The sequence below is a fragment of the Streptomyces sp. NPDC127129 genome (assembly GCF_042671585.1).
GTDB lineage: Bacteria > Actinomycetota > Actinomycetes > Streptomycetales > Streptomycetaceae > Streptomyces.
In genome coordinates this window covers 12,610-34,511 of record NZ_JBHXTV010000024.1, presented here as the reverse complement: position 1 = coordinate 34,511, position 21,902 = coordinate 12,610, and the positions used below count along the sequence as shown (strand labels likewise).

At 72.1% G+C, this 21,902-nt stretch carries 20 protein-coding genes; 10 read left to right on the top strand and 10 right to left on the bottom strand.

Going from position 1 to position 21,902, the window contains the following annotated elements; genetic code table 11:
* The first annotated feature begins 13 nt into the window (after positions 1 to 13).
* Both ACFVGW_RS33730 and ACFVGW_RS33725 read left to right on the top strand, forming a co-directional pair.
* Positions 14 to 1,465: a dihydrolipoyl dehydrogenase family protein gene (locus tag ACFVGW_RS33730; RefSeq protein WP_385854646.1), complete on the top strand. Its 1,452-nt coding sequence runs from the start codon at positions 14 to 16 to the stop codon at positions 1,463 to 1,465.
* A complete protein-coding gene (locus ACFVGW_RS33725; protein ID WP_385854645.1) occupies positions 1,462 to 2,340 on the top strand; it encodes a 3'-5' exonuclease in 879 nt (292 codons plus the stop codon). Before ACFVGW_RS33730 ends, ACFVGW_RS33725 begins: the two co-directional genes overlap by 4 nt.
* A 7-nt stretch (positions 2,341 to 2,347) precedes the next feature.
* Here the strand turns inward: ACFVGW_RS33725 and ACFVGW_RS33720 are convergent, their stop codons facing one another.
* Positions 2,348 to 2,962: a TetR/AcrR family transcriptional regulator gene (locus tag ACFVGW_RS33720; protein ID WP_385854644.1), complete on the bottom strand. Its 615-nt coding sequence runs from the start codon at positions 2,960 to 2,962 to the stop codon at positions 2,348 to 2,350.
* A 140-nt stretch (positions 2,963 to 3,102) separates the two neighbouring features.
* On the opposite strand from ACFVGW_RS33720, the gene ACFVGW_RS33715 reads away from it, so the two are divergent.
* Both ACFVGW_RS33715 and ACFVGW_RS33710 read left to right on the top strand, forming a co-directional pair.
* Positions 3,103 to 4,500: a purine-cytosine permease family protein gene (locus ACFVGW_RS33715; protein ID WP_385854643.1), complete on the top strand. Its 1,398-nt coding sequence runs from the start codon at positions 3,103 to 3,105 to the stop codon at positions 4,498 to 4,500.
* A gap of 32 nt (positions 4,501 to 4,532) precedes the next feature.
* Positions 4,533 to 6,194, top strand: coding sequence for an amidohydrolase (locus ACFVGW_RS33710; RefSeq protein WP_385854642.1), 1,662 nt, complete (start codon positions 4,533 to 4,535; stop codon positions 6,192 to 6,194).
* 51 nt (positions 6,195 to 6,245) lie between these two features.
* Here the strand turns inward: ACFVGW_RS33710 and ACFVGW_RS33705 are convergent, their stop codons facing one another.
* The 6 genes from ACFVGW_RS33705 to ACFVGW_RS33680 all read right to left on the bottom strand — a co-directional run bounded on the left by ACFVGW_RS33705 (position 6,246) and on the right by ACFVGW_RS33680 (position 11,056).
* On the bottom strand, positions 6,246 to 6,893 hold the full coding sequence (locus ACFVGW_RS33705; protein WP_385854641.1) for a DUF305 domain-containing protein: 648 nt from the start codon (positions 6,891 to 6,893) through the stop codon (positions 6,246 to 6,248).
* Between the two features lie 90 nt (positions 6,894 to 6,983).
* Positions 6,984 to 7,367 carry a DUF6153 family protein gene (locus tag ACFVGW_RS33700; protein ID WP_385854640.1) on the bottom strand — a complete coding sequence of 128 codons (384 nt, stop codon included), beginning with the start codon at positions 7,365 to 7,367 and terminating at the stop codon, positions 6,984 to 6,986.
* Positions 7,368 to 7,454: 87 nt separating this feature from the next.
* Entirely contained in the window at positions 7,455 to 7,799 is a 345-nt protein-coding gene (locus tag ACFVGW_RS33695) for a tetratricopeptide repeat protein (RefSeq protein ID WP_385854639.1), read from the bottom strand.
* Between the two features lie 215 nt (positions 7,800 to 8,014).
* Positions 8,015 to 8,980 (bottom strand): pirin family protein, encoded by a 966-nt coding sequence (locus ACFVGW_RS33690; protein ID WP_385854638.1) that lies wholly within the window; start codon positions 8,978 to 8,980, stop codon positions 8,015 to 8,017.
* Positions 8,981 to 9,246: 266 nt separating this feature from the next.
* Complete coding sequence (locus ACFVGW_RS33685; protein WP_147977719.1) at positions 9,247 to 9,909, bottom strand: response regulator transcription factor; 663 nt, start codon at positions 9,907 to 9,909, stop codon at positions 9,247 to 9,249.
* Complete coding sequence (locus ACFVGW_RS33680; RefSeq protein WP_385854637.1) at positions 9,884 to 11,056, bottom strand: sensor histidine kinase; 1,173 nt, start codon at positions 11,054 to 11,056, stop codon at positions 9,884 to 9,886. The genes ACFVGW_RS33685 and ACFVGW_RS33680 overlap by 26 nt, the downstream gene beginning before the upstream one ends.
* A 175-nt stretch (positions 11,057 to 11,231) precedes the next feature.
* Between ACFVGW_RS33680 and ACFVGW_RS33675 the strand changes: the two genes are divergently transcribed.
* Positions 11,232 to 13,502 (top strand): MMPL family transporter, encoded by a 2,271-nt coding sequence (locus ACFVGW_RS33675; protein WP_385854636.1) that lies wholly within the window; start codon positions 11,232 to 11,234, stop codon positions 13,500 to 13,502.
* A 78-nt stretch (positions 13,503 to 13,580) separates the two neighbouring features.
* On the opposite strand, the gene ACFVGW_RS33670 is transcribed toward ACFVGW_RS33675, so the two are convergent.
* A complete protein-coding gene (locus ACFVGW_RS33670) occupies positions 13,581 to 14,357 on the bottom strand; it encodes a class I SAM-dependent methyltransferase (RefSeq protein WP_385854635.1) in 777 nt (258 codons plus the stop codon).
* A gap of 577 nt (positions 14,358 to 14,934) precedes the next feature.
* Here ACFVGW_RS33670 and ACFVGW_RS33665 point away from each other — a divergent pair.
* From ACFVGW_RS33665 to ACFVGW_RS33645, 5 genes are all read left to right on the top strand, one after another.
* On the top strand, positions 14,935 to 15,120 hold the full coding sequence (locus ACFVGW_RS33665; protein WP_385854634.1) for a hypothetical protein: 186 nt from the start codon (positions 14,935 to 14,937) through the stop codon (positions 15,118 to 15,120).
* Positions 15,121 to 15,813: 693 nt separating this feature from the next.
* Entirely contained in the window at positions 15,814 to 16,506 is a 693-nt protein-coding gene (locus tag ACFVGW_RS33660) for a M24 family metallopeptidase (RefSeq protein ID WP_385854633.1), read from the top strand.
* A gap of 83 nt (positions 16,507 to 16,589) precedes the next feature.
* Positions 16,590 to 16,910 (top strand): hypothetical protein, encoded by a 321-nt coding sequence (locus tag ACFVGW_RS33655; RefSeq protein ID WP_385854632.1) that lies wholly within the window; start codon positions 16,590 to 16,592, stop codon positions 16,908 to 16,910.
* 183 nt (positions 16,911 to 17,093) lie between these two features.
* Entirely contained in the window at positions 17,094 to 18,941 is a 1,848-nt protein-coding gene (locus tag ACFVGW_RS33650) for an N-acetylmuramoyl-L-alanine amidase (protein WP_385854631.1), read from the top strand.
* Between the two features lie 127 nt (positions 18,942 to 19,068).
* Positions 19,069 to 20,445 (top strand): SpoIIE family protein phosphatase, encoded by a 1,377-nt coding sequence (locus ACFVGW_RS33645; RefSeq protein WP_385854630.1) that lies wholly within the window; start codon positions 19,069 to 19,071, stop codon positions 20,443 to 20,445.
* A gap of 44 nt (positions 20,446 to 20,489) precedes the next feature.
* Here ACFVGW_RS33645 and ACFVGW_RS33640 read toward each other — a convergent pair whose 3' ends face one another.
* Both ACFVGW_RS33640 and ACFVGW_RS33635 read right to left on the bottom strand, forming a co-directional pair.
* On the bottom strand, positions 20,490 to 20,909 hold the full coding sequence (locus ACFVGW_RS33640) for a VOC family protein (RefSeq protein ID WP_385854629.1): 420 nt from the start codon (positions 20,907 to 20,909) through the stop codon (positions 20,490 to 20,492).
* Positions 20,910 to 21,026: 117 nt separating this feature from the next.
* Positions 21,027 to 21,866, bottom strand: coding sequence for a class II glutamine amidotransferase (locus ACFVGW_RS33635; protein ID WP_352189643.1), 840 nt, complete (start codon positions 21,864 to 21,866; stop codon positions 21,027 to 21,029).
* Positions 21,867 to 21,902: the final 36 nt, after the last annotated feature.

Genomic DNA, 21,902 nt, shown 5'->3' with positions numbered 1-21,902 from the left:
CAGACTGGGGCTCATGACACATGAGGTGGAGCACGAGTACGACGTGGTGGTCCTGGGTGCGGGACCCGTGGGCGAGAACGTGGTGGACCGGGCCAGGGCCGCCGGTCTGAGCGTGGCCGTGGTCGAGAGCGAACTGGTCGGCGGCGAGTGCTCGTACTGGGCCTGCATGCCGAGCAAGACCCTGCTGCGCCCGGCCATCGCCCGCTCGGACGCCCGGAAGGTCCCCGGTCTCCGGCAGTTGGTGCAGGGGCCGCTCGACGCGGCGGCGGTCCTGGCCCACCGCGACTACTACGTCTCCGACTGGAAGGACGACGGCGCCGTCGGCTGGCTGGAGTCCACCGGGGCCCGCCTCTACCGCGGCCACGGCCGTCTCGGCGGCCCCCGGAAGGTCGTCGTGGAAGGTCCCGAGGGCGATCGCCACCTCCTCTCGGCCCGTCACGCCGTCGCCGTCTGCACCGGCAGCCGCGCGGCGCTGCCGGAGCTGCCCGGGCTGACCGGCGCCCGGCCCTGGACGAGCCGCGAGGCGACCAGCTCGCACACCGTTCCCGGCCACCTGATCGTGGTGGGCGGGGGAGTGGTCGCGGCGGAGATGGCGACCGCCTGGCAGGCGCTCGGCTCGCGGGTGACCGTCCTGGTCCGGGGCAAGGGGCTGCTCCCGCGCATGGAGTCCTTCGTCGGCGAGCACGTCGCGGACGCGCTGACCGAGGGCGGCGGGGACGTCCGTACCGGCGTCTCGGTCGCCGCGGTGGTACGCGACGGAGGTACCGGCCCGGTCACCGTCGTCCTGGAGGGCGGCGACCGGATCGAGGGCGACGAGGTCCTGTTCGCGACGGGCCGGAGCCCGCGCACCGACGACATCGGTCTGGAGACCGTCGGCCTGGAGCCCGGCTCCTGGCTCTCGGTGGACGACAGCCTCCGGGTCGAGGGAAGCGACTGGCTGTACGCCGTCGGCGACGTGAACCGGCGGGCCCTGATGACCCATCAGGGCAAGTACCAGGCGCGGATCGCCGGTGCGGCCATCGCCGCGCGTGCCGCCGACGGCTCCTCCGTGAAGACCGACGCATGGGGCGCGCACGCGGCCACCGCCGACCACGCGGCCGTGCCCCAGGTCGTCTTCACCGACCCCGAGGCCGCGGCGGTCGGGCTCTCCCTCGCCGAGGCCGAGAGCGCCGGTCACCGGGTCCGCGCCGTCGACCTCGACCTCACCTCCGTGGCGGGTGCCGGTCTGTACGCCGACGGCTACCGCGGCTGGGCCCGGATGGTCGTGGACCTGGACCGCGAGGTCGTCCTCGGCGTCACCTTCGTCGGGCCCGGCATCGGAGAGCTGCTCCACTCGGCCACCGTCGCCGTCGCGGGTGAGGTGCCGATCGACCGCCTCTGGCACGCCGTTCCGGCGTATCCGACGCTGAGCGAGGCGTGGTTGCGGCTTCTCGAGGCGTACCGGGACGGTGCGACGACGGCATGAGCCCCGGCGCCCCCGGCCTCACCAACGACTACGACGGCCGCTGCGCGGTCTGCGGGGCCGTCGTGCCTGCGGGGACGGGGGTGCTGCGGCACGGCCACGGCCCGAAGGACGGCTGGGAGGTCTTCCATCCGCGGCACGTGCCCGAGGACGCCCCGCCGGCCCGGCAGGACCTGCCGGGCTGGCACCGCCGCCGCCTCATGGCGGTGGACATCGTGACCACCGGATACCGAGGGGCCGTGGACCGGATCCTCGCCGCGTCGGTGCGGACGAGCGACGGCGTGACCGGAGATTGGATCATGGATCCTGGATCCGATCTTCCGTATCCGGACGGTGGCACGGGACTCGGTGCCGCCCTCGAACGCGCCCGCGCCGAAGGAGTCCCCGCTGCCCGCGCCCTCGACGGACTCGCGACCGTCCTCGCCGACCACCTGGCCGCGAACGAGGTGCTGGTCGTCTGGTTCGCCCCCCACGTCCTGACCACCTTCCACGCCGAACTCCGGCGCCATGACCTGGCCCCCCTCACCGCGCGGCTCCCGCACGGAGTGGCCCCCGTCTGCGACCCGCTCGTCCTGGACCGCCACGCCGACCGCTACCGCCCCGGCAGCCGCTCCCTGCGCGCCGTCACCGCGTGGTACGGCGTCCCGCACGCACGCCCCGGAGACGCGGCCTCCGACGCCGAGGCGTCCCTCGCCCTCGCCCAGCTGATCGCGGACTCCTATCCCGCCGTCGCCAAGCTGTCCCGGCCCGCGCTCCACGCCGAGCAGATCCGCTGGTACGCCGACCAGATGAAGCGCCATCCCGACGCCCTGGAGTGGCCGTACAGCGCCGTCGAGCCGCTCCCCTGGGAGGACCCGCCGGCCGACGGCCCCGCCTAGGGTCCGCTCAGCCCCGCGGGATCAGCCGCGCGGCCGCCGCCCGAGCCGCGTCGATCGCCGGGCGCGGGTCGGGACCGTACTCCTGGCCGAGCACCACGCGGGTGCTCAGACCGTCGAGGAGCGCGAGGAGTTCGGAGGCGCGCTCGGTCACCTCGGGCGCGTCCATGGGCGCGAACCGGGACTGGGCCACGCCCTTGGTGAGCAGGGCCTCCAGGTCCTCCTGCCAGCCCCGGTCCAGCTCCTGCTGCGCCTCGCGCAGCGTGTCGTTGCCCTGGGTGCGCGCCCAGAGTTCGATCCAGAGCATCCACCGGGGATCGCGGGGACCCTGCGGCAGATAGAGCCGCAGGAACAGGTCGAGCTTGCGCTCCGCGGTCAGCCGCCGGCCGAGCAGCGCCCGCCGCTCCTCGGTCAGCGCCGCCTCGCTCCAGCGCAACGCGGCGAGCAGCAGCAGGTCCTTGCTGCCGAAGTAGTACAGGATGTGGCCGCCGCTGGTCCCCAGGCGCTCGGCCAGCGCCGACATGGTGAGCGTCGCGAGACCGTTCTCGGCGATGGCCGCCATGGCCTCTTCGAGCATCCGCTCCTGGGCGATGTGCCCGTCGCGCCGTCGTGCTGACCCTGCCACCCGTGCCGCCTCCATCCCCGTGACCCGCCAGGTCACGACTTTAACCGCAGGTCTGCAAGGCCTTGACGCGGCCGTCACCTCTCCCACATCTTGAATGCTGTTCTAAATTCTAGAACACCATTCAAAGTCTGGGAGTGGGCATGCTGCACCAGGAGAGAACGGCGGACGCCGGCCGCGACGAGGTCTTCCAGGTCGAGGGCCACGGCATCGACTCCATTCCGGACGCCGAGCGCCATGGCGGCGCCAAGGACCTGTTCTGGCTCTGGTTCGGCTCCAACCTCACCTTCACCTACGTGATCAACGGAGCCCTCGCCGTCGCCTTCGGCCTCTCCTTCTGGCAGGCCACCGCGGCCGTCGTCGTCGGCGGCCTCTCCTTCTTCGCGATCAGCGCCGCCGGGCTCAGCGGCGTCCGCACCGGCACCGCCACCCTCGTGATCTCCCGCGCGGCCTTCGGCGTACGAGGCAACTGGCCCGCCGGCCTCCTCAACTGGATCGTCAGCATCGGCTACACCATCGTCAACACGGTCGTCGGCACCCTCGCCCTCGAAGCCCTCCTCGCCGACCTCGGCTGGGCCGCGGGCGGCCACACCGCCCGCGCGATCGCCCTGCTCGTGACACTCGCGATGACCTTCGCCGTCGCCCTGTGGGGTCATGCCACCGTCCAGTTCGCCGAACGCTGGATGGCCTACGCCCTCGCGCTCGGGTTCGCCGCACTGCTCGTCTTCGTCCTGCCCGGCGCCGACACCGCCGCCCCCGCCGAAGGCCCCGGCGCCGCCGGCTGGAGCCTCGCCTTCGTCGTCGTGCTCGCCGGCCCCATCTCGTACGTCCCGATGCCCGCCGACTACACCCGCTACCTGCCGCGCACCACCTCCCTCAAGGCCCTCGCCTGGAGCGGCGGGCTCGGCGGCTTCCTCTCCTCCGTCGCCCTCGGCGTCGCCGGAGTCGCCGCCGCGACCCAGGCCGACATGACCGACGCGGTCGCCGGGGCCGAAGGGCTGCTCCCGAACTGGTTCCAGCCGCTCTTCCTCGCCCTGATCCTCGGCGGTTCGGTCACCAACTCGATCATCACGCTCTACTCCTCCAGCCTGAACCTCCAGGTCCTCGGCATCCCCTGGAGCCGCTCGCGCGCCATCGTGATCAGCGCCGCCGTCACCGCGGTCGGGTCCCTCGGCGCCCTCTTCCTCACCGACTTCACCACCTCCCTGCTCGCCTTCCTCTCCCTCCTGATCATCGTCTTCGCCCCCTGGGGCGGGGTCTTCCTCGCCGACATGGTCCTGCGCCGCTGCACCTACGACTCCGACGCCCTGCACGCCGGCGAACGCGGTGGCTACTGGTACCGCTCCGGATGGAGCCCCGCCGGCACGACCGCCCTGCTCGCCGGCATGGTCTTCGCCGCCCTCACCTGCGACTCCGAACTCTGGACCGGCCCCCTCGTCGCCCCGCTCGGTGGCTCCGACCTCACCCTCCTCGGCGCCCTCGTCTCCGCGCTCGTGTACGTCCTCCTCGCGCGCCGCACCGTGACACCCGTACAGCCGTAACACCTCTGCCAGGAACTGGAGTTCACCCCCTCATGAACAGCGCAACCCCCGCCGACCTCGTCCTCACCGGGGCCCGCATCCACACCGTCGACCCCCGGCTGCCCGAGGCCGAGGCGCTCGCCGTACGCGACGGACGCATCGTCTGGCTCGGCGCGGACGCCGACGCCGCGCGCTGGACGGGGCCCGGCACCACCGTCCTCGACGCCGCCGGCCGCCTCGTCCTGCCCGGCTTCATCGACGCCCACAACCACGTACGCCTCGGCTCCGACGACGCCTGCGTCCAGCTGGCCGGCGCCCGTACCCTCGCCGCGATCCACGAGCGCATCGCCACCTGGCGCGCCGCCCACCCCGAGGCCGCCTGGATCGAGGCCGAGGCGTTCGACTACTCCGCGATACCCGGCGGGCGCATGCCCACCGCCGCCGACCTCGACCCCGTCACCGGCGACACGCCCGCCCTCGTGCTCAGCTACGACGTGCACACCGCCTGGCTCAACACCGCCGCCCTGCGCGCGCTCGACGTCACCCGCGACCGCACCGACCTGCCGTTCGGCACCGCCGTCACCGACCCCGGTACCGGCGAACCGACGGGCTTCGTCAAGGACTTCGCGATCAAGGGTCTCTCCCGCGAGGGCCACCGCGCGCTGCGGGAGCTCGGCGTCCCGTGGGCCTCGCCCGACCGCCAGTACGGCCGGCTCGCCAAGAGCCTCGACGACGCCGCCGCGTACGGCATCACCACCGTCGTCGAACCGCAGAACTCCCTGGACGACCTCGCCCTCTTCGAGCGCGCCCGCGCCGAGGGCCGGCTCCGTTCCCGGATCGTCGCCGCACTCTTCCACCCGCGCGGCACCACCGACGCCGAACTGGACGAATTCGCCGCCGCCGCACAGAAGTTCGCCGACGACCGGCTGCGCGTGGGACCGCTCAAGCTCTACATCGACGACGTCGTCGAACCCCGCACGGCCGCGCTCCTGGAGCCGTACGCCGGCTGTGGGCACCACCGCGGCGACACCTTCTACCCGCCGGAGGAGTTCGCCGAGCTGCTCACCGGGCTCGACGCGCGCGGCTTCCAGTGCTTCGTCCACGCCACCGGAGACCGCGGCATCCGTACGGTCCTCGACGCCGTCGCCCGTGCCCGCGCCGCCAACGGGCCGCGCGACGCCCGCCACCAGGTCGTCCACGTCGAGTGCCTCGACCCGGCCGACACCCCGCGCTTCGCCGAACTCGGGGTCGTCGCCTGCATGCAGCCCCGCCACGCCGCACCCGACATCGCGGGCCCGGGCCAGGACTGGGCGGAGAACATCGGCCCCGACCGCTGGCACAAGGCGTGGCCGCTGCGCAGCCTCCACGCCGCCGGGGCCGTCCTCGCCCTCTCCAGCGACTGGAACGTCGCCGAGATGGACCCCATGGTCGGTATCTACACCGCCGTCACCCGCCGTCCGCTGCACGGCGGGGGAGAGCCCTGGACGCCGGAGGAGACGATCGACGTCGAGACCGCCGTCGAGGGCTACACCATGGGATCCGCCTACGCCAACTTCCTGGAGGACGAGCGGGGTTCGCTGACCGTCGGCAAGCTCGCCGACTTCGTCGTCCTCTCCCGCGACATCCTCCGCGTCGACCCCGAGGAGATTCCGGGGACGGTGGCCGAGACCGTCGTCGTGGGCGGCGACATCGTCCACACGCGCGCGGGCGACTGAGCCCCGGGGCCGGCGGCCCCCGGAGTGCGGGGCCGCCGGCTCGGGCCGCGGTCAGAGCCGGTCGAGGATCTTCCTCAGCTCGGCGATCTCGGCTGACTGGGTCCGTACGACGTCGCCGGCGAGCTTCTTCGCCGTGGCGTCGCGACCGTCCCTCTGCTCGGTCTTCGCCATCTCGACCGCCCCCTCGTGATGGGCGATCATCAGCTCGGCGAACTTCCGGTCGAACGCCTTGCCCCGGAGGGACTCCAGTGCCTTCATGTCCTGCTCGGACATCATCCCGGCCATGGCGTGGCCACTGCCGTGTCCGCCGCCGTGACCGCTTTGACCCGCCGACTCGGGCTTGCCCCAGGCCTTGAGCCAGGACCTCATCGTGCGGATCTCCGGGTCCTGGGCCTTCTCGACGTCGGCGACGATCCTCTTCACGCCGGCGTCCTCCGCCCTGCCGTCGGCGAGCTTCGCCATCTCCAGGGCCTGCTGGTGGTGCGGGATCATCGCCTGGGCGAACGCCACGTCGGCGTCGTTGAACGCGCCGGCGGCGGGGGAGCCGGAGACCGAGGCCGCTGCGCCCGGCTTTGTCCCGCCCGCCGCGCCGTTCGCGGAGTCGGTGGCGGAGCCGCAGCCGGCGAGCAGAAGGGCCGCGACGGCGGCGGCGCCGGTCAGCCTGAGCTTCCGGACGGTGGGGTCGTCGAACGTACGCATGTCTGTCACACCTCGTGTGCTGTGAAGGTTCGGAAAGGTCGAAGGGGCGCGTGCGGGCAGCGCGAGGCGCGCCCGCGGTGGCGTTTCGGCCTATATCCGCAGGATCGACAGCTGAGCGAGGTCGGGAGATATGGGCGGCGGGGCGTTGGGGGCGAGCGACCGGGTGAGCCGGCCGAGGAGCCGGACCAGCCAGTCGGGACGCCGCCCGAGGGCGGCGAGGACGAGCCGGGCGAGAGCCCAGACGCCGAGGACGGCCACGCAGAGCGTGGTCATGTCCATCGCCATGCCGGAGTCGTGCGACGGGTCGCCGGGAGCCTCGGTTCCCGCGGGGTGCACGGGGGCGGCGGCGTGCGACATGCCGTCCGTCCCCGTGTCCGAGGCGCTCTCCGGGTGGCCGACCGCGTGCATCACGAAGACGCCGAGGGCGAGCACCACGACGAGCAGCAGGTGCGCGACGGCACCTCCCGCTCGCATGCGGCTCTGTCCCACTCGTCCCGTACGCACGGCTGAACCTCCCGCGACGACCCTACCGAAGGCTGCCGCGGGACCGGTTCAAGGGGCCTACTCCGGAAGGTCGCCGCTCATGGCGGCGGCGAGCCGGAGGTGCGGGGCGGCCTCGGCGGGGCGGCCCTGCCGCTGCAGGGTGCGGCCGAGCATGAGCCGGGCGTAGTGCTCCACCGGGTCGCGGTCGAGGACGGCGCGGAGCTCGGTCTCGGCGCGGGAGAGCTGGGCGGAGTGGTAGTAGGCGCGGGCCAGGAGCAGGCGCTGGGCGGTCTGCTCGGGGTGCTCGGCGACGAGACCGCGCAGGATGCGCGCAGCGGTCTGGTACTCCTTGGCCTCGAAGAAGAACTGGGCGCGGTCCCAGCGCTCGCCGGCCGTGCCGAACTCGTAGTAGGTGTCGTTCACTCGCGCTCCCTCGTGGCGTTCGTCCCCTGCCACCCGGTGGGGTGGTGCCGTCGTGGTCAACATCGCAAGATGATTGAACATTCCACTACTCTGGGCGGCAGTCATCCTGTGGCCGCCCGCCTCGCGAGGAGAAGCAGGCGGCCTCTGTCAGCGACGTGCCCCGTCCCTGCGCAAGGGGCGTGCGATCGTGACGTACTACCGCGTACTACGGCGTACTACCGCGTCCGGCCGCGAGGCTTCAGGGGCGTCACGGGCAGCGTGGGCGCCGACAGCGGAGCGCCGTCGTACCCCTTGACCTCGCCGAAGCGGCTGCCCGCCGTCCAGTCCTCGCGGGCCTCCTCGATCTCCGCCTGCGTACGGCCGATGAAGTTCCACCACATGATGAGCTCTTCCTCGAACGGCTCACCGCCGAGCAGCAGCACCCCGGCGTCCGACGACGCCCTCAGTGGCAGCTCGCTCCGGCCGCAGCCGAGGTACAGCATCGACCCGGGCGTGACCGGGACGCCGTCGACGTGAACCTCGCCGGACATCGAGAGCACGCCGTACTCGAAGTCGGGCTCAAGGGGCAGTCGTACGTCGGCGCCGGCCGCGAGGGCGAGATCGGCCCCGACGATCGGGGTGTACGTCGTACCGGGCGAGGCGGTGCCGTCGAGGGATCCGAGGATGACGGTCGCGCTGAGCCCGGGGGCTGTCACCTGAGGCAGGTCGGCGTGGTGCTCGAAGTGCGGGTCGACGTGCCGATGCGTGTCGGGGAGAGCGACCCACAGTTGGGCGCCGTGCAGGTAACGCGCGTGTGAGCGGGGGCTCTCCTCCGAGTGCGAGATCGCTCGGCCCGACGTCATCAGGCCGAGTTCCCTGGGGCGGATCGTCTGCAGACTGCCCGTCGAGTCCCGGTGCAGCACCTCGCCCTGGTGCAGCCAGCTGACCGTCTGCAGTCCCATGTGCGGGTGCGGCGGGACCTGCATTCCGGGCTCGTCCGCGATGTCGTCGGGGCCGTAGTGATCAACGAACGCCCATGCGCCGATCATGCGGCGCCCCAGATTCGGCAGGAGGCGACGGACTTCGGTGGACTCGCCGAGCTGTACGCGGCGGGGGCTGAGTAGTTCGCGCACGGGCTCGGCGACGACGAAGCCGCGGCCGCCGCAGACGTTGGGCACTGCCTCGCGGTCAAGGTTGCTCATGCCGGACAACCTAGCGGCTGGTGTCCGGCTGCCGCATCGGCGACGCCCCGGCCCCCTCTTCGCCGATGACGGAGGCAGGGACGCTGCCGCTTCAGCCGCATGCGAGTGCGGCCCGCGCGCCGCTCAGCCCGTCCTGCAGCACCCTGCGGCTGGTGGAGCCGTGGGGCCGTGCCCTCTGGGGCGGGTGAGGCACGTGGAGCCGACGTGAGCCGACCGGTGCACTGATGTCCGGCCGGGGACTCATGGGACACGGCCCGGCACCCGGCTCAGGTTCCGGGGAGGATACGGCGCGTCTCGTAGGCCCACATCGCGATCTCGACCCGGTTGCGGGCGCCGAGTTTGGCCATCAGGCTGGCCAGATGCGTCTTCACCGTGCTGAGGCTGATGTGCAGCGCATCGGCGATCTCGGTGTTGGTCAGCCCGCGGGCGACGGCGAGGAGCACCTGCTCCTCGCGGGCGGTGACGGGGGAGACCGGCTGGGCCGCGGGCCGGCCGGCGGGCAGGTCCGCGAATGCCTGGAGCAGACGGACGGTGACGCTGGGCGCGATGAGCGCCTCACCGTCGGACGCCGACCGTACGGCCTGGGCCAGAAGGTCCGGTCCCGTGTCCTTGAGGAGGAAACCGCGGGCGCCGGCACGCAGTGAGCCGTAGACGTACTCGTCGAGGTCGAACGTGGTGATGACGACCACGGCCAGCGGGTCGGCGACGCCCGGGCCGGCGACCAGCCGGGTGGCCTCGAGCCCGTCGAGTACGGGCATGCGAATGTCGAACAGGCAGACGTCGGGGCGCAGTTCGCGGGCCAGACGTACCGCCTCCCGCCCGTCGGCGGCCTCGCCGACCACCTCGATGCCGGGCTGGGCGTTCAGCATGATCCGCAGCCCGGTGCGGATGATCGTCTGGTCGTCAGCGACGAGGACGCGAATGGACACCGCTCTCGCTCCTCGCTCTCGGCAGTTCGGCGTCGACATGCCAGCCCCGGTCGGTACCCGGGCCGGCTCGTAGTGTGCCGCCGAGCAGGGTCGCGCGCTCGCGCAGTCCGGTAAGTCCGAATCCGTCGCGACCCCAGCCGGTGCGCCGGCCGTTGTCGCGCACGCTCACCCGTACCGTGTGCCGTTCCGCGGCGACCCGGACGACGAGCTCGGTCGCGTCCACCGCATGGCGCAGCGCATTGGTCACGGACTCCTGCACGATCCGGTAGACGGCCGCGTCCACGGCCGGCGGCAGCGCGTCCAGTTCGCCGTCGAGCCCCAGGTCGACCCTGAGACGACCACCCGGGGTGCGCACCAGGCGCTCCAGATCCGCGACTCCGGCAGGCGGCGCCAGCTCGGCGCCGACCCCGCGGTCGCGCAGCGCGGCGACCATGGCGCGCATTTCCTCCAGCGTGCGCGCCCCTTCCTCCTCGACCCCCTCCAGCGCCTCGACGGCGGCGGACGGTTCGGTGCCCGCGAGCACCCGGCCCGCCTGGGCGATGATCACCATGGCCGACACGTGGTGGGCCACCGTGTCGTGCAGTTCCCGGGCGAGCTGCTCGCGCTCGCGGGAGCGCACCTGCTCCAACTGCCGCTCGCGAGCGGTCACCCGGAACCGCACGGCAGCCCCGACCACGCCGGGCAGCAGCAGGAAGGCCAAGCCCACGACATTCTCGACGACGGGGGTCTCGTCCGTGACGGAACACAGCGCGCCGGCCGCGAGGATCACCGCGCCGCCCAGCACGATCTCGCGTCCCGATCCCCACCGGGGCAGCGCGTACACCAGCACGAGCACGACCGCGCCGGTGTACAGGCCGACGGGCTCGCGCGGTGCGGCGACGAGCGAGGCCGCCTGAAGCAGGATCACCGAGCCGAACGCCAGCGTCACCATCGCCAGCGGGCGGGTCCGGCGCCACAGGGGCAGCAGGCACAGCCATACGGCGAACACCACCGCCACCGGCCGCCACACGACGTTCTCGCGCAGGGTGGCCTCCAGCGCCACACCGGCAAGGCCCGCTGCGAGCAGCGCCCAGTCCCGCCGCAGCCGGGCGGGTGCGTCGGGCGGCCGGGGTTCGGTCCACAGGGTTCGCAGGTCGTCTCGGAGCACGGTTCTCAGCCTAGGGACCGCGGCGCGCCGCGCATCGGCCGAAAGGACGGGTCGTCACTCCGTCCCGGGGCCGACGGATCCGCGGCCCGCGGGCCGATGCCGCGGAGCGCCGTGGCGACGAGCCTCGGCATCGGCGGCCGTACAAGGACGGCCGACGAGGTGGTTGGAGGACCCGATGCTCTCGAAAGCCCTGTTGCGCCTGGGCGCAAGCGCCGCCCGCCATCCCTGGCGGGTGATCGCGGCATGGCTGATCGCCGCCACGCTCGCCGTCCTCGCCGCGGTCGCCTTCGGCGGGCGGACCGCGGACTCGATGACCGCTCCGGGACTGGACTCTCGACGGGCCGCTGAACTGATCGAGCGGGCAGGCACCGGCCAGGAGGGGATGACCGCCCAGGTGGTCGTCGCCCCCCTCGACGACGGTGCGACGTTCTTCGACGACGACGGCGCGCGCACCGCTCTCACGCGGCTGCGGGCCGAGGTGGAGCGGCTGCCCCACGTGCTCGGCACGAGCGACCCGGCGGGGGTGCTCGACGAGGGCGGGGACACCGCCGTGCGCGGCGGCCTCGTCTCGGCCGACGGGCGGATCGCGGTCGTCCGGGTGCAGTACCCCGACCAGAGCCGACTGTCGGCCGAGGACCTCGACGCCCTCGTCGATCTCGGCGACCGGCTGCGCCCCGAGCTGCCGCTGCGCATCGAGATGGGCGGGAACCTCTTCTACGCCTTCTCCGACCCCGGCGGCGGCACGAGCGAGCTGATCGGCCTCCTCGCCGCGGCCGCGATCCTGTTCCTGGCGTTCGGTTCGCTGGTCGCCGCCGCGCTGCCGATCGGCATGGCGGTCTTCGGGCTGACCGTCGGGGTCGCCACGATGACGGTACTGGCGGGGGTGACGGACGTCCCCACCTTCGCACCGGTCCTGGGCAGCATGGTCGGGCTCGGAGTGGGCATCGACTACGCGCTGTTCGTGCTCGCCAGGCACCGGGAGTACCTCGCGTGCGGGCTCGATCCGCAGGCGGCGGCCGGACGAGCGGTGGCAACGGCGGGGCGGCCGGTGGTCTTCGCCGGCGGCACCGTCGTCGTGTCGATCCTCGGCCTGGCGGTCGCGAACGTGCCGTTCATGACGGTGGGCGGGGTTGCCGTCTCGATCGTCGTCCTGATCATGGTGCTCGCGTCGGTGACGCTGCTGCCGGCCTTCCTCGGCGCGGCGGGCCCGCGGCTGGGCCGGGCCGGCCGGATCGGCCGGGCACTCCGGGCCGGGCGGCCGGGCCGCCTCGGCCGACGGCGGGACACGGCGGCGGGCGCTGGCCCCGCCGCCGGGTGGCGGCGCTGGCTCGGGCACGTCAGCCGGCACCCGGTGCTGTACGCGGTCGGCGCCGCGGCGCTGCTGTTGACGGCGACGCTGCCCGTGCTCGGCCTGCGCGTCGGCCTGCCCGACGACGGCTCACTGCCGCAGAGCCGTACCGAGCGCCGTGCCTACGACCTCGTCGCCGAGGGATTCGGCCCGGGCACCAACGGTCCCCTCGTCATCGCCGCGGACCCCGCCGGTGATCCGGGAGTGGTGGACCTTCTCGTCGCGGGGGTCGCGGCGGATCCGGGAATCGCGTCCGTCGCGCCGGCGCGCATCGACCGGGCCACCGGCATCGCGACCCTCGTGGTGTTCCCGACCACCAGCCCTCAGGACGAGGCCACGGCCGACACCCTCGCCCGGCTGCGCGCCGAGGTGCTGCCCGCGGCGATCGGACAAGGCCCGGCCAGGGCGCACGTCGGCGGGGCCGCCGCGAGCCTGTCCGACGTGGGCCGGCGCACCAGCGACCGCCTGCCGCTGTTCGTCGCCGCCGTGCTGGCGCTCTCGTTCCTGCTGCTGATGCTGGTCTTCCGCTCGGTCGTCGTCCCGCTCAAGGCGGTGCTGCTGAACCTGCTGAGCATCGGCGCGGCCTACGGCGTCATGGTCGCGGTCTTCCAGTGGGGCTGGGGAGGCGCGCTCATCGGGCTGGAGGCGACGGTTCCGATCGTGTCGTTCATCCCGATGTTCCTCTTCGCCATCCTGTTCGGCCTGTCGATGGACTACGAGGTGTTCCTTCTCTCGCGGGTGCGCGAGGAGTACCTGCGCACCGGCGACAACGGCACGGCGATCGTGGAGGGCGTCGCGGGCACCGCCCGGATCATCACCTCGGCCGCCCTCATCATGGTGGCGGTCTTCCTGTCCTTCGCCGTCGCCGATGACCCCTCCGCCAAAATGTTCGGGCTCGGCCTGGCCACCGCGATCTTCATCGACGCGACGGTCGTCCGCATGGTGCTGGTACCGGCGACCATGACCCTCCTCGGCCGGGCCAACTGGTGGCTGCCGAAGTGGCTGGACAGGGTGCTTCCCCGCGGCCCGGTCGGCACCGACGACACCGACACGGAACCCACGGGTGAGGCCCCGCGTCCACGGCTGGCCGACCGTTGACTCGACTCCTGCCCGCCCTTGGCATCCGGCACCTCGGCGCGGCACCCAGGGGCATGTCGAGAACCATCCTCGGGGCGGTCAGGGAGTCGCACGGACGATGACGAGCGAGCCCTCGTACGTCGGTTGTGTGCGCAGGTGACCGAATCGCTCGTCCCAGGATCCGGAATCCAGGTCGCGGCGCAGGGTGGTGTCGAAGTGTTCGCGGGCGGCGTCGTCGACGAAGCTCCAGGCGGAGCACGCCTGGCGGGCGCTGGGGTCGAGAAGCATCTCGGGGCGCCCGTAGTACGCCTCGTTGAAGCCGTCCGTACAGTCGAGCGGGATCGGCACGGTCTCGACCGTGACCGTCCCGCCGAGGGCGGCGGAGATCTCGTCGACGGGAGGGTAGCGGCGCGCCTCCGTGTCGAGGACCTCGGGCGCGTACTGGTACAGCCAGAAGTCCCGTACGAGTGCGGGATCACAGGTCAGCGCCACGACGGGACCGAGGGTCACGCGCCGCATCTCCTTCAGTCCGGCGGTCACGTCGCTCCACTGGTGCATGCTGAACATCGTCATCGCCGAGTCGAACTCGCCGTCGGCGAAGGGCAGGTCTTCGGCGACGGCGTCGACCGCACGGGGAAGCCGGTGGGGCCGTCGAGCGCGCATCGAGGCGGACGGCTCGACAGCGGTCACGGTGCCGCCGAGATTCTCGTACGACCCCGTGCCCGCGCCGACGTTGAGGACGGTCCGTGCTTCTCCCAGGGCCCTGGCCATGCATCGGGCGATGCGTCCGTCCGGTCGGCGGTGGCGGGAGGAGCCGGAACCGGTCGCGCCGTGGTCGACGTCGCCGGCGCTGCCGTCGTGCGAACGTGTCGTCATCTGCCTTACCTCGCCTTGTGAGCAGGAACAGCGATTGCGGACGGAAGGCCGGCGCGTCGGCGATCTGATCGGTCGCCTCGGCTGTGACGGCCGCGCGATCCGCACGTGACCCGCGGGACCGACCTGAGACCGGAGCGCCGGCATGGCCCGCCCGGTGCCGCACCCGAGGTCGAGCGCCCGGCTGCCCGGCTCCAGTCGCATCCGCGCGACAGCCGACCCGTAGGCGGGCGCCTGGTAGGTGAACCGCTCCTCCCAGTCGTCTGCGCGGTGCGTGAAGAAGGCCCGGGTGGCGGTGTGTTCGGCCCGGGCGGCCACCAGTGCGGCGAACCGGCGCAGCAGGCGCTCCCCCCCAGGCGTCGAGCCGGGCGCCCGTCAGGAAACGTACGCCCCAGGTGCCGGCACCGAGCCGGAACGCCTGCTGCGGGTGCCCGTCGCATGCGGCCAGGACGACAGCCTCGGCGGGTGGCGCGAACGGTTCGCCGGCCGGGAGCAGGCCCGGCGGAAGGGGTGCGCTGCCTGCGAAGAGGGGGTCGGTGTCGGCCGCCGGGGTCAGGATGATCTCTCCGGGGCCGGACGGTTGCGACGGGCCGCGGTCCGCGGCGACCGCATCGGCTTCTGCCAGCAACTCTGTGCCAGGACCGAGGGCCAGCAGGGGTACCTCCGCCGTAAGGGCGTCCTGAAGCAGCGCGTGCTCGGCCGTGGCGTCGGCCCGAGGCGTGACCAGGACGACGATGCCTTCGACGCCGTCGAGGTCGGAGGGTGAGGCTCCGCCGGCGGCGGGCGTGACGGACCGGATGGCCAGACCGGCGTCGGAGAGTGCCGTGCTCAGGGCGGCTGGAGTCTCCGTCGCCGGGTCCCGCACCACGACCACTGCCATGGAAACCTCCTCGCATGCAACCCATCCTGGGAATTCCAGGTGGCATTCGTTGCAAGAATGCGCTGTGTGGTTCGCATATGCCAGACCGTCTCCTGTGCTGAGACGTGATGGCGTACCCGCGCGTGAAGAGGTGGGTGTGCGGCGAGCCCCTGCGCGCCGACATCGCGGAACGACGCGCAGGGCCCTCCTGGCCGGTTCCCCCGTCGCGGCGAGAGCCACTCCACCGCGCCGGGCCGGTACGAGCCAGTCAAACAGGCCTGCCCCCGCCGGGGCGATTGGATCCAGCCACAGAAAGCGGCACTGCTCGGGGGTGTCAGTACAGTTGATCATCCAAGAGGGAGAGTCGCCCCTTTGGTGTACATCTGCAAGTCAAGGATGTGATGGGGTCTTGCTGATGCGGTTCCAGGGCGACGCGAGTGCGAGGTACAGGCCCAGCGAGTCGACCGAGATCTCCCTCGCCTCCGCCTGATCACCCTCGCCACACCCTTCAGGTCACAGTCGACCGACATGGGGGTCCGAGGGTGTGCAACCCTGGGTGATCAAGGGAGTTGGCACATGTGCCACAGGAGGGGGACGGTCATGGCAGACGAGGAGAAGGCCCGGGTCGCCGGTCTCATCGCCGCGCAGGAGAAGGCGATCGCGCTGTTCGCCGAGGTGGAAGCGCGTGGTCTCGTTGCGCCCGGGCGTGGCGAGCGGGAGGTGAGCGACGCGATCCGCGACCTGGCGAACGACATGTTCGGCACCACCAAGCACTGGCACAAACGGATCATCCGCTCCGGGCCCAACACCCTCCTGCCCTATCAGGAGAACCCGCCGGACCGCGTCATCGGCGAGGACGACGTGGCCTTCGCCGACTTCGGCCCGATCTTCGAGGAGTACGAAGCCGACTTCGGCCGCACCTATGTCCTGGGCGACGACCCCGACAAGCACCGGCTCCTGACCGACCTCCCGCGCGTCTTCGACGCCGGCCGCGCCGCCTTCCAGGCGCACGAGCACATCACCGGAGCGCAGCTGTACGCCGAGGTCGAGCGCCTGGCCGCCGACGCGGGCTGGGAGATCGGCATCTGGCACGCGGGCCACCTGGTCGGCGAGTTCCCGCACGAGACCAACGACGGGGCGAAGGCGGAGTCGTACATCACGCCCGAGAACACCACTCCGCTGCGCCGCACCGACCGGTCCGGCCGCCCCTGTCACTGGATCCTCGAACTGCACTTCGTCAACCGGGAGCAGGGTTTCGGAGGCTTCTACGAGCAGCTCCTGGACCTCGCCTGACAGGCGGGGCCCGGGCAACCCGCCCGGACGTTCTGACGTCTCGTCCTGCGAAGGGCGGCTGCCGATCACACCCGGGAGAGCACGTGGCGAAGAAGAACGAGACGACGGACGTGGCGGCGGAGAAGGATCGCGAGAAGTGGATGGCGCGTTTCCAGGTCCGGCTGGTCAGGCAGCCGGGCGTGGACCGGGCCGTCGTGCTGCAGGCGGTCAAGGAGGTGACGGCGCACTGCGCGGAGACGGGAGAACACCCGCGGGCCGCCTTCGGTGACCCGGACGCCCACGCCGTGCAGGTCGCCGCGCGGCTCGTCCCGGCGGACCGGGCGGCCGAGGCACGGCGGCGCAACGCCGGAGTGGACGCGCTCGACTCCGTACTCAAGAAGGCGCGGGACATCGCCGGGCTCTGACCCCCCGCTCCACCTCGGCGCCCCCGCGGGACTCGTCACGTCGTGGCCGGCAACTGCTCCGGTGCGGTGACGGGCCCGCGCGAGTTCGGCGTGTCGGTCGGAACGGGAGGCTGCCGCCCCAAGGATTGTGGTGTGGCCAGAAGACACAGGGGGCAGCGGCGTCTCGGCGCAACGGGTGTGGCGGTGGCACTTGTCCTGGGCGGCGCCGCCGCCGGGACCGCCCGGCCGTCCGATGCGACGCCGGGGGATTTCGAGCGCGCGGCCGAGCAGGCGGCCGCCGAGTTCGGTGTGCCGAAGGACGTGCTTCTCGGCGTCAGCCACGAGTCCTCCTGGTGGGAGGGCAACCAGGGCCGCCCGAGCACCAAGGGCGGCTACGGGCCGATGCACCTGACGGACACGACGTCCGGGAAGACGTACGCCCACCGCCCGGGCGAAGGGCCCGTGGACGCCACCGGCACCGACGATCCCTCCGAGCACACCGTGCAGGCCGCCGCCGCGTTGACCGGCGTCGCACCTCGGAGGCTCAAGAGCGACGAACTGCAGAACCTCCGGGGTGGTGCTGCCCTCCTCGCCGCGTACCAACGGCAGATCACCCGGGAGATCTCACCGGATCCAGGCAACTGGTACGGCGCCGTGGCGCGCTACAGCCAGGCCGCCGACACCGCGACGGCCGCCCGGTTCGCCGACGGCGTGTTCACCGTGATCCGCAACGGCGGGCAGCGCGTGCGCGCGGACGGCCAGACGGTGTCGCTGGCGAAGAGGCCGGCCGTTCGGCCGGCGACGTCACAACTCGCGTCCCTGAGGCTGCGGACGCTCCCCGCGGCGGCGGTGCCGGAGTGCCCCACCGAGCTGAACTGCCGGTTCGTCCCTGCCGCCGCCTCGAACTATCAGGTGTCCGCGCGGAATTCCAACGGCATCGACGTCGACTACATCGTCATTCATGACATCGAAGGGCCCTACGACGCGGGCATCAGCTGGTTCCAGGACCCGTCCAGCGGGGTCTCCGCGCACTATGTGATGAAGGCCGACGGCAGCGCGGCGACCCAGATGGTCGCCACCAAGGACATCGCCTTCCACGCAGGGAACTACTGGGTCAATCTGCACGGCGTCGGCATCGAGATGGAGGGGTACGCAGCGCAGGGGCCCACCTGGTTCACCCCGGCCCAGTACAGGGCGACGGCCGCGCTGGTGTCCTACCTGGCTCGGCGCTTCGACGTCCCGCTCGACCGCAAGCACATCGTCGGGCACGACAACGTCCTTCCGCCGCGTCCGGCCCGCGCGCCCGACGCCCATTGGGACCCCGGCCCCTACTGGGACTGGGAGAAGTTCATGGCTCTCCTCGGTACCGACGACCGCGGGGAACCCGGGGCCGAGGGGGGAGCGGGCGGCGGGAACATCGAGATCGGGCGAGCGGTCGCGATCGCCCCGGAGTACGGCGGGAACACGCAGGCGGTCCAGGTGTGCGATCCCAAGTGCCGTACCCAGAAACAGCCTTCGAACTTCCTCTACGTCCGCACGGCGCCGCGCGTCGACGCCCCGCTCGTCTCCGATCCCGCCCTCCATCCGGACGGAGCGGCGGGAACCGAGCGCATCGACGACTGGGGAGCCACCGCGATGTGGGGACAGGAGTTCGTGGTCGCCGACGTGCGAGGGGACTGGACGGCCATCTGGTTCGGCGGGCAGAAGGGATGGATCCACAACCCGGCGGGTGCGCACACCCGTCCCGTCCCGGACGCGCGGATCGTCCGCCCGGCGAGCGGGGCGAAGTCGGTCTCCGTCCACACGACGGCCTACCCCCGCGCCGACGAGTACCCCCGGGGAGTGGTCGTGTCGGACCAGACGCGGTTCACCATGTACGCGTTCCCCCAGGGGCAGGCGTACGTGGCGGCCCGCACCCCGGTGGGCGCCGACGACTTCTTCCCCGCCACACCCACGCGCGCGGAGGTCGTGGTCACCGGGGACCAGAAGTACGACGTGATCCAGTACAGCCGCCGTCTCGCCACCGTGAACCACGCGGAGACCCGCAGCTGAGCGTTTCGTCACCGGTCGTGTCGGGACCTTCACGAGCTGCGGCGGCACGTTGTGCCGGCGCGCGGATGGCCGGAGGGCTGAGTAGGTTGGCGACAGAGGCATCCCCGGGAAGAGGAGCCGGTGGGCCGTGAATCCGGAGATCGATTACAGGGCGTTGTTCACCGCGACACCGAGCCCGTACCTGGTGCTGTCGCCGGAACTGGTGATCGTGGATGTCAACGAGGCGTATCTGCGGGCGACGGGACGTAGCCGCGAGGATCTGCTGGGCCAGCCCCTGTTCGAGGCCTTCCCCGACAATCCCGCAGACCCCACCGCGGACGGCGTGAGCAACCTGGGGGCGTCGCTGGGGCGGGTGCTGGCCACGGGCCAGACGGACATCATGGCGCTGCAGAAGTACGACATCCCCGTGGCCGGGCGGCCCGGAGTGTTCGAGGAACGCTGGTGGTCCCCGGTCAACGCCCCCGTCACCCGCCCGGACGGGCAGGTGGCCTTGATCATTCACCGGGTGGAGGACGTGACCTCGTTCGTCCGCGCCCGCCGGTTCCCCCGTCACGGCGAGGGTGAGCAGCTGCCCGGGAGCGGGAACGGCAACGAAAACGAGCACCGGAACGCGAACGAGAACGGGGACGGGGACGAGGGCGAGGGCGGCAACGGGAGCGGGGACGAGAACGAGAACGGCAACGGCAACGGCAACGGAAACGAGAACCAGAGCGAGGACGGGGTGGAGGCCGAGCTGTATGCCCGGGCGCGGGAACTGCAGCTGCTGAACGAGGAGCTACGCCGGGCGCATGCACGCGAACGCGAGATCGCGCTCGCGTTGCAGGAGGCGATGCTCCACTCCCCGGACCTGGCCCGGCACACGGACGTCGCCGTCCGGTACCTGCCGGCCATCGGCTCGCTGAACGTGTGCGGCGACTGGTACGACACCGTCGACCTGGCCGAAGGACGCTTCACGGTCGCCGTGGGCGACGTCGTCGGCCACGGCCTGGAAGCCGCCACGGTCATGGGCATGCTCCGCAGCGCCCTGTCCGCCGCCAGCCGGTCGGTCGCGGGGCCCGCCCAGGCCCTGGAGGTGCTGGGGATGTACGCCCGCTCCATCGAGGGGGCGCTCGCCGCCACCGCGGTGATGGCGTTCGTGGACACCCGGTCCCAGCTGGTCGTCTACTCGAGCGCCGGGCACCCGCCACCGGTGCTTCTGCACGCGGACGGCACCTGCGAGCTGCTGGATCAGGCCACGGACCCGCCGCTGGGAGCCCGGCCGGAGCACGTTCTCCGGCCGCAGTCCGGCACCGCCTACCGCCCGGGAGACACGCTCGTCCTCTACACGGACGGGCTGATCGAACGCCGCGACGAGGACATCGACCACGGCCTGGACCGGCTCACCGCCGCGCTCGGCGACATCAACGGCCTTGACCCGGAGCGGCTGGCCGACGAACTGCTCGAACGGCTGGGAGTCGCCGGAGGCGCCCGCGACGACATCGCCCTCGTCGTCGTCCGCCTCTGACCCGCACGTCCGCCGCGCGGAACCACCGGACCGACAGGGGGAGTTCACACCGGCTGACGAGAGCCGTCGGCGGATCGGGCGGCCAGGACGAAGGAGTGCCCGGCCGGGTCGGTGTAGCGGCGCAGGTCGGTGCGCCGGTCGGAGCGCGTACCGTCGCGCACCGCCGCGACCGGCCGGGCACCGAGCGACACTGCCTCGCGCTCCGCCGCGTCGAGCGCGTCAGGGGCCACGAAGAACTGCAGGTGGGCCTGGAGCGAGTCCTCGGGGCGGGGCCAGCTCGGTGGCGTCTGTCCGAGATCGCGGCGGATCCCGAGGACCACTCCGGTGTCACCGGAGACGAGCAGCAGATCGGGATCCCCGTCGGCCGGCTCCACGGTGGCGGCCAGCAGGGTCGCGTAGAAGTGTGCGAGGGGCTCGGGATCGCTGCTGTCGAGGACGAGGACACTGGTCTTGGGCACAGTCATGCGTCCCGTCTGCCCCGCGCGGCCGCGGACAAGCCCACGGACCGCCGCGGACAAGCCGACGGACCGCCGGACAAGTCGACGGACGGCCGAGGAGCATCCCACGGCCGCCGCCGATCCCTAGGGCAGTTCCGGTACGAACGGAAGGTAGTCGGTGTCCGGACCGGACGGGATCACGGCATAACTGGACTCCGGCAGTTCGTTCCACACGCCCGGCAGATCGCCCAGGGGCTCGGAGACGACGATGCGGGTGTCGTCGGAGATCTCGCTGAGATAGTGGATCTCAGGGTGAAGGCCCCGGACCGCTTCGGCCCTGCTGCTGTAGAAGAGCGAGCGGGACTTTCCCTGACTTGAATGCCGGAACGCCCAGACGCGCTCCCCGTCGCTCACCGCCACCGTCATCTGCATCGGATCGGGCACGCCGTGTTCTCTGCCGAGGTGCTCCACCGTGCCCGCCATGCGGGCCACCGCGCCCGGGACGTCCTGGTCGAGGCCGAAGGTGACGGCCAGGTAGAACATCACTTCGGAGTCCGTCGATCCCTCGATGGAGGCGAAGAGCGCCGGGTCGACCGCCATGCAGAGATCGCGCTGCAGCCGGGGGAAGTCGGCTATGGCTCCGTTGTGCATCCACATCCACCGGCCGTGGCGGAACGGATGGCAGTTGGTCTGCTGGACCGCTGAGCCGGTCGAGGCCCGGACATGGGCGAAGAACAGGGGCGAGCGGACGTGCGCCGCGAGTTCGCGCAGGTTGCGGTTGTTCCAGGCCGGCCCGACATCGCGGAACACGGCAGGTGTCCCGTCCCCGTCCGTGCTGTACCACCCGAGGCCGCATCCGTCGCCGTTGGTCGTCTCGACACCCATCCTGGCGTGGAGACTCTGGTTGATCAAGGAGTGTTCGGGACGGTAGAGCACGGTGTCGAGCAGCATGGGCGTACCTGAGTACGCGAGCCAGCGACACATACGCGCCATCCCCTTCGGGAGCCTGTTTCGAGCGTA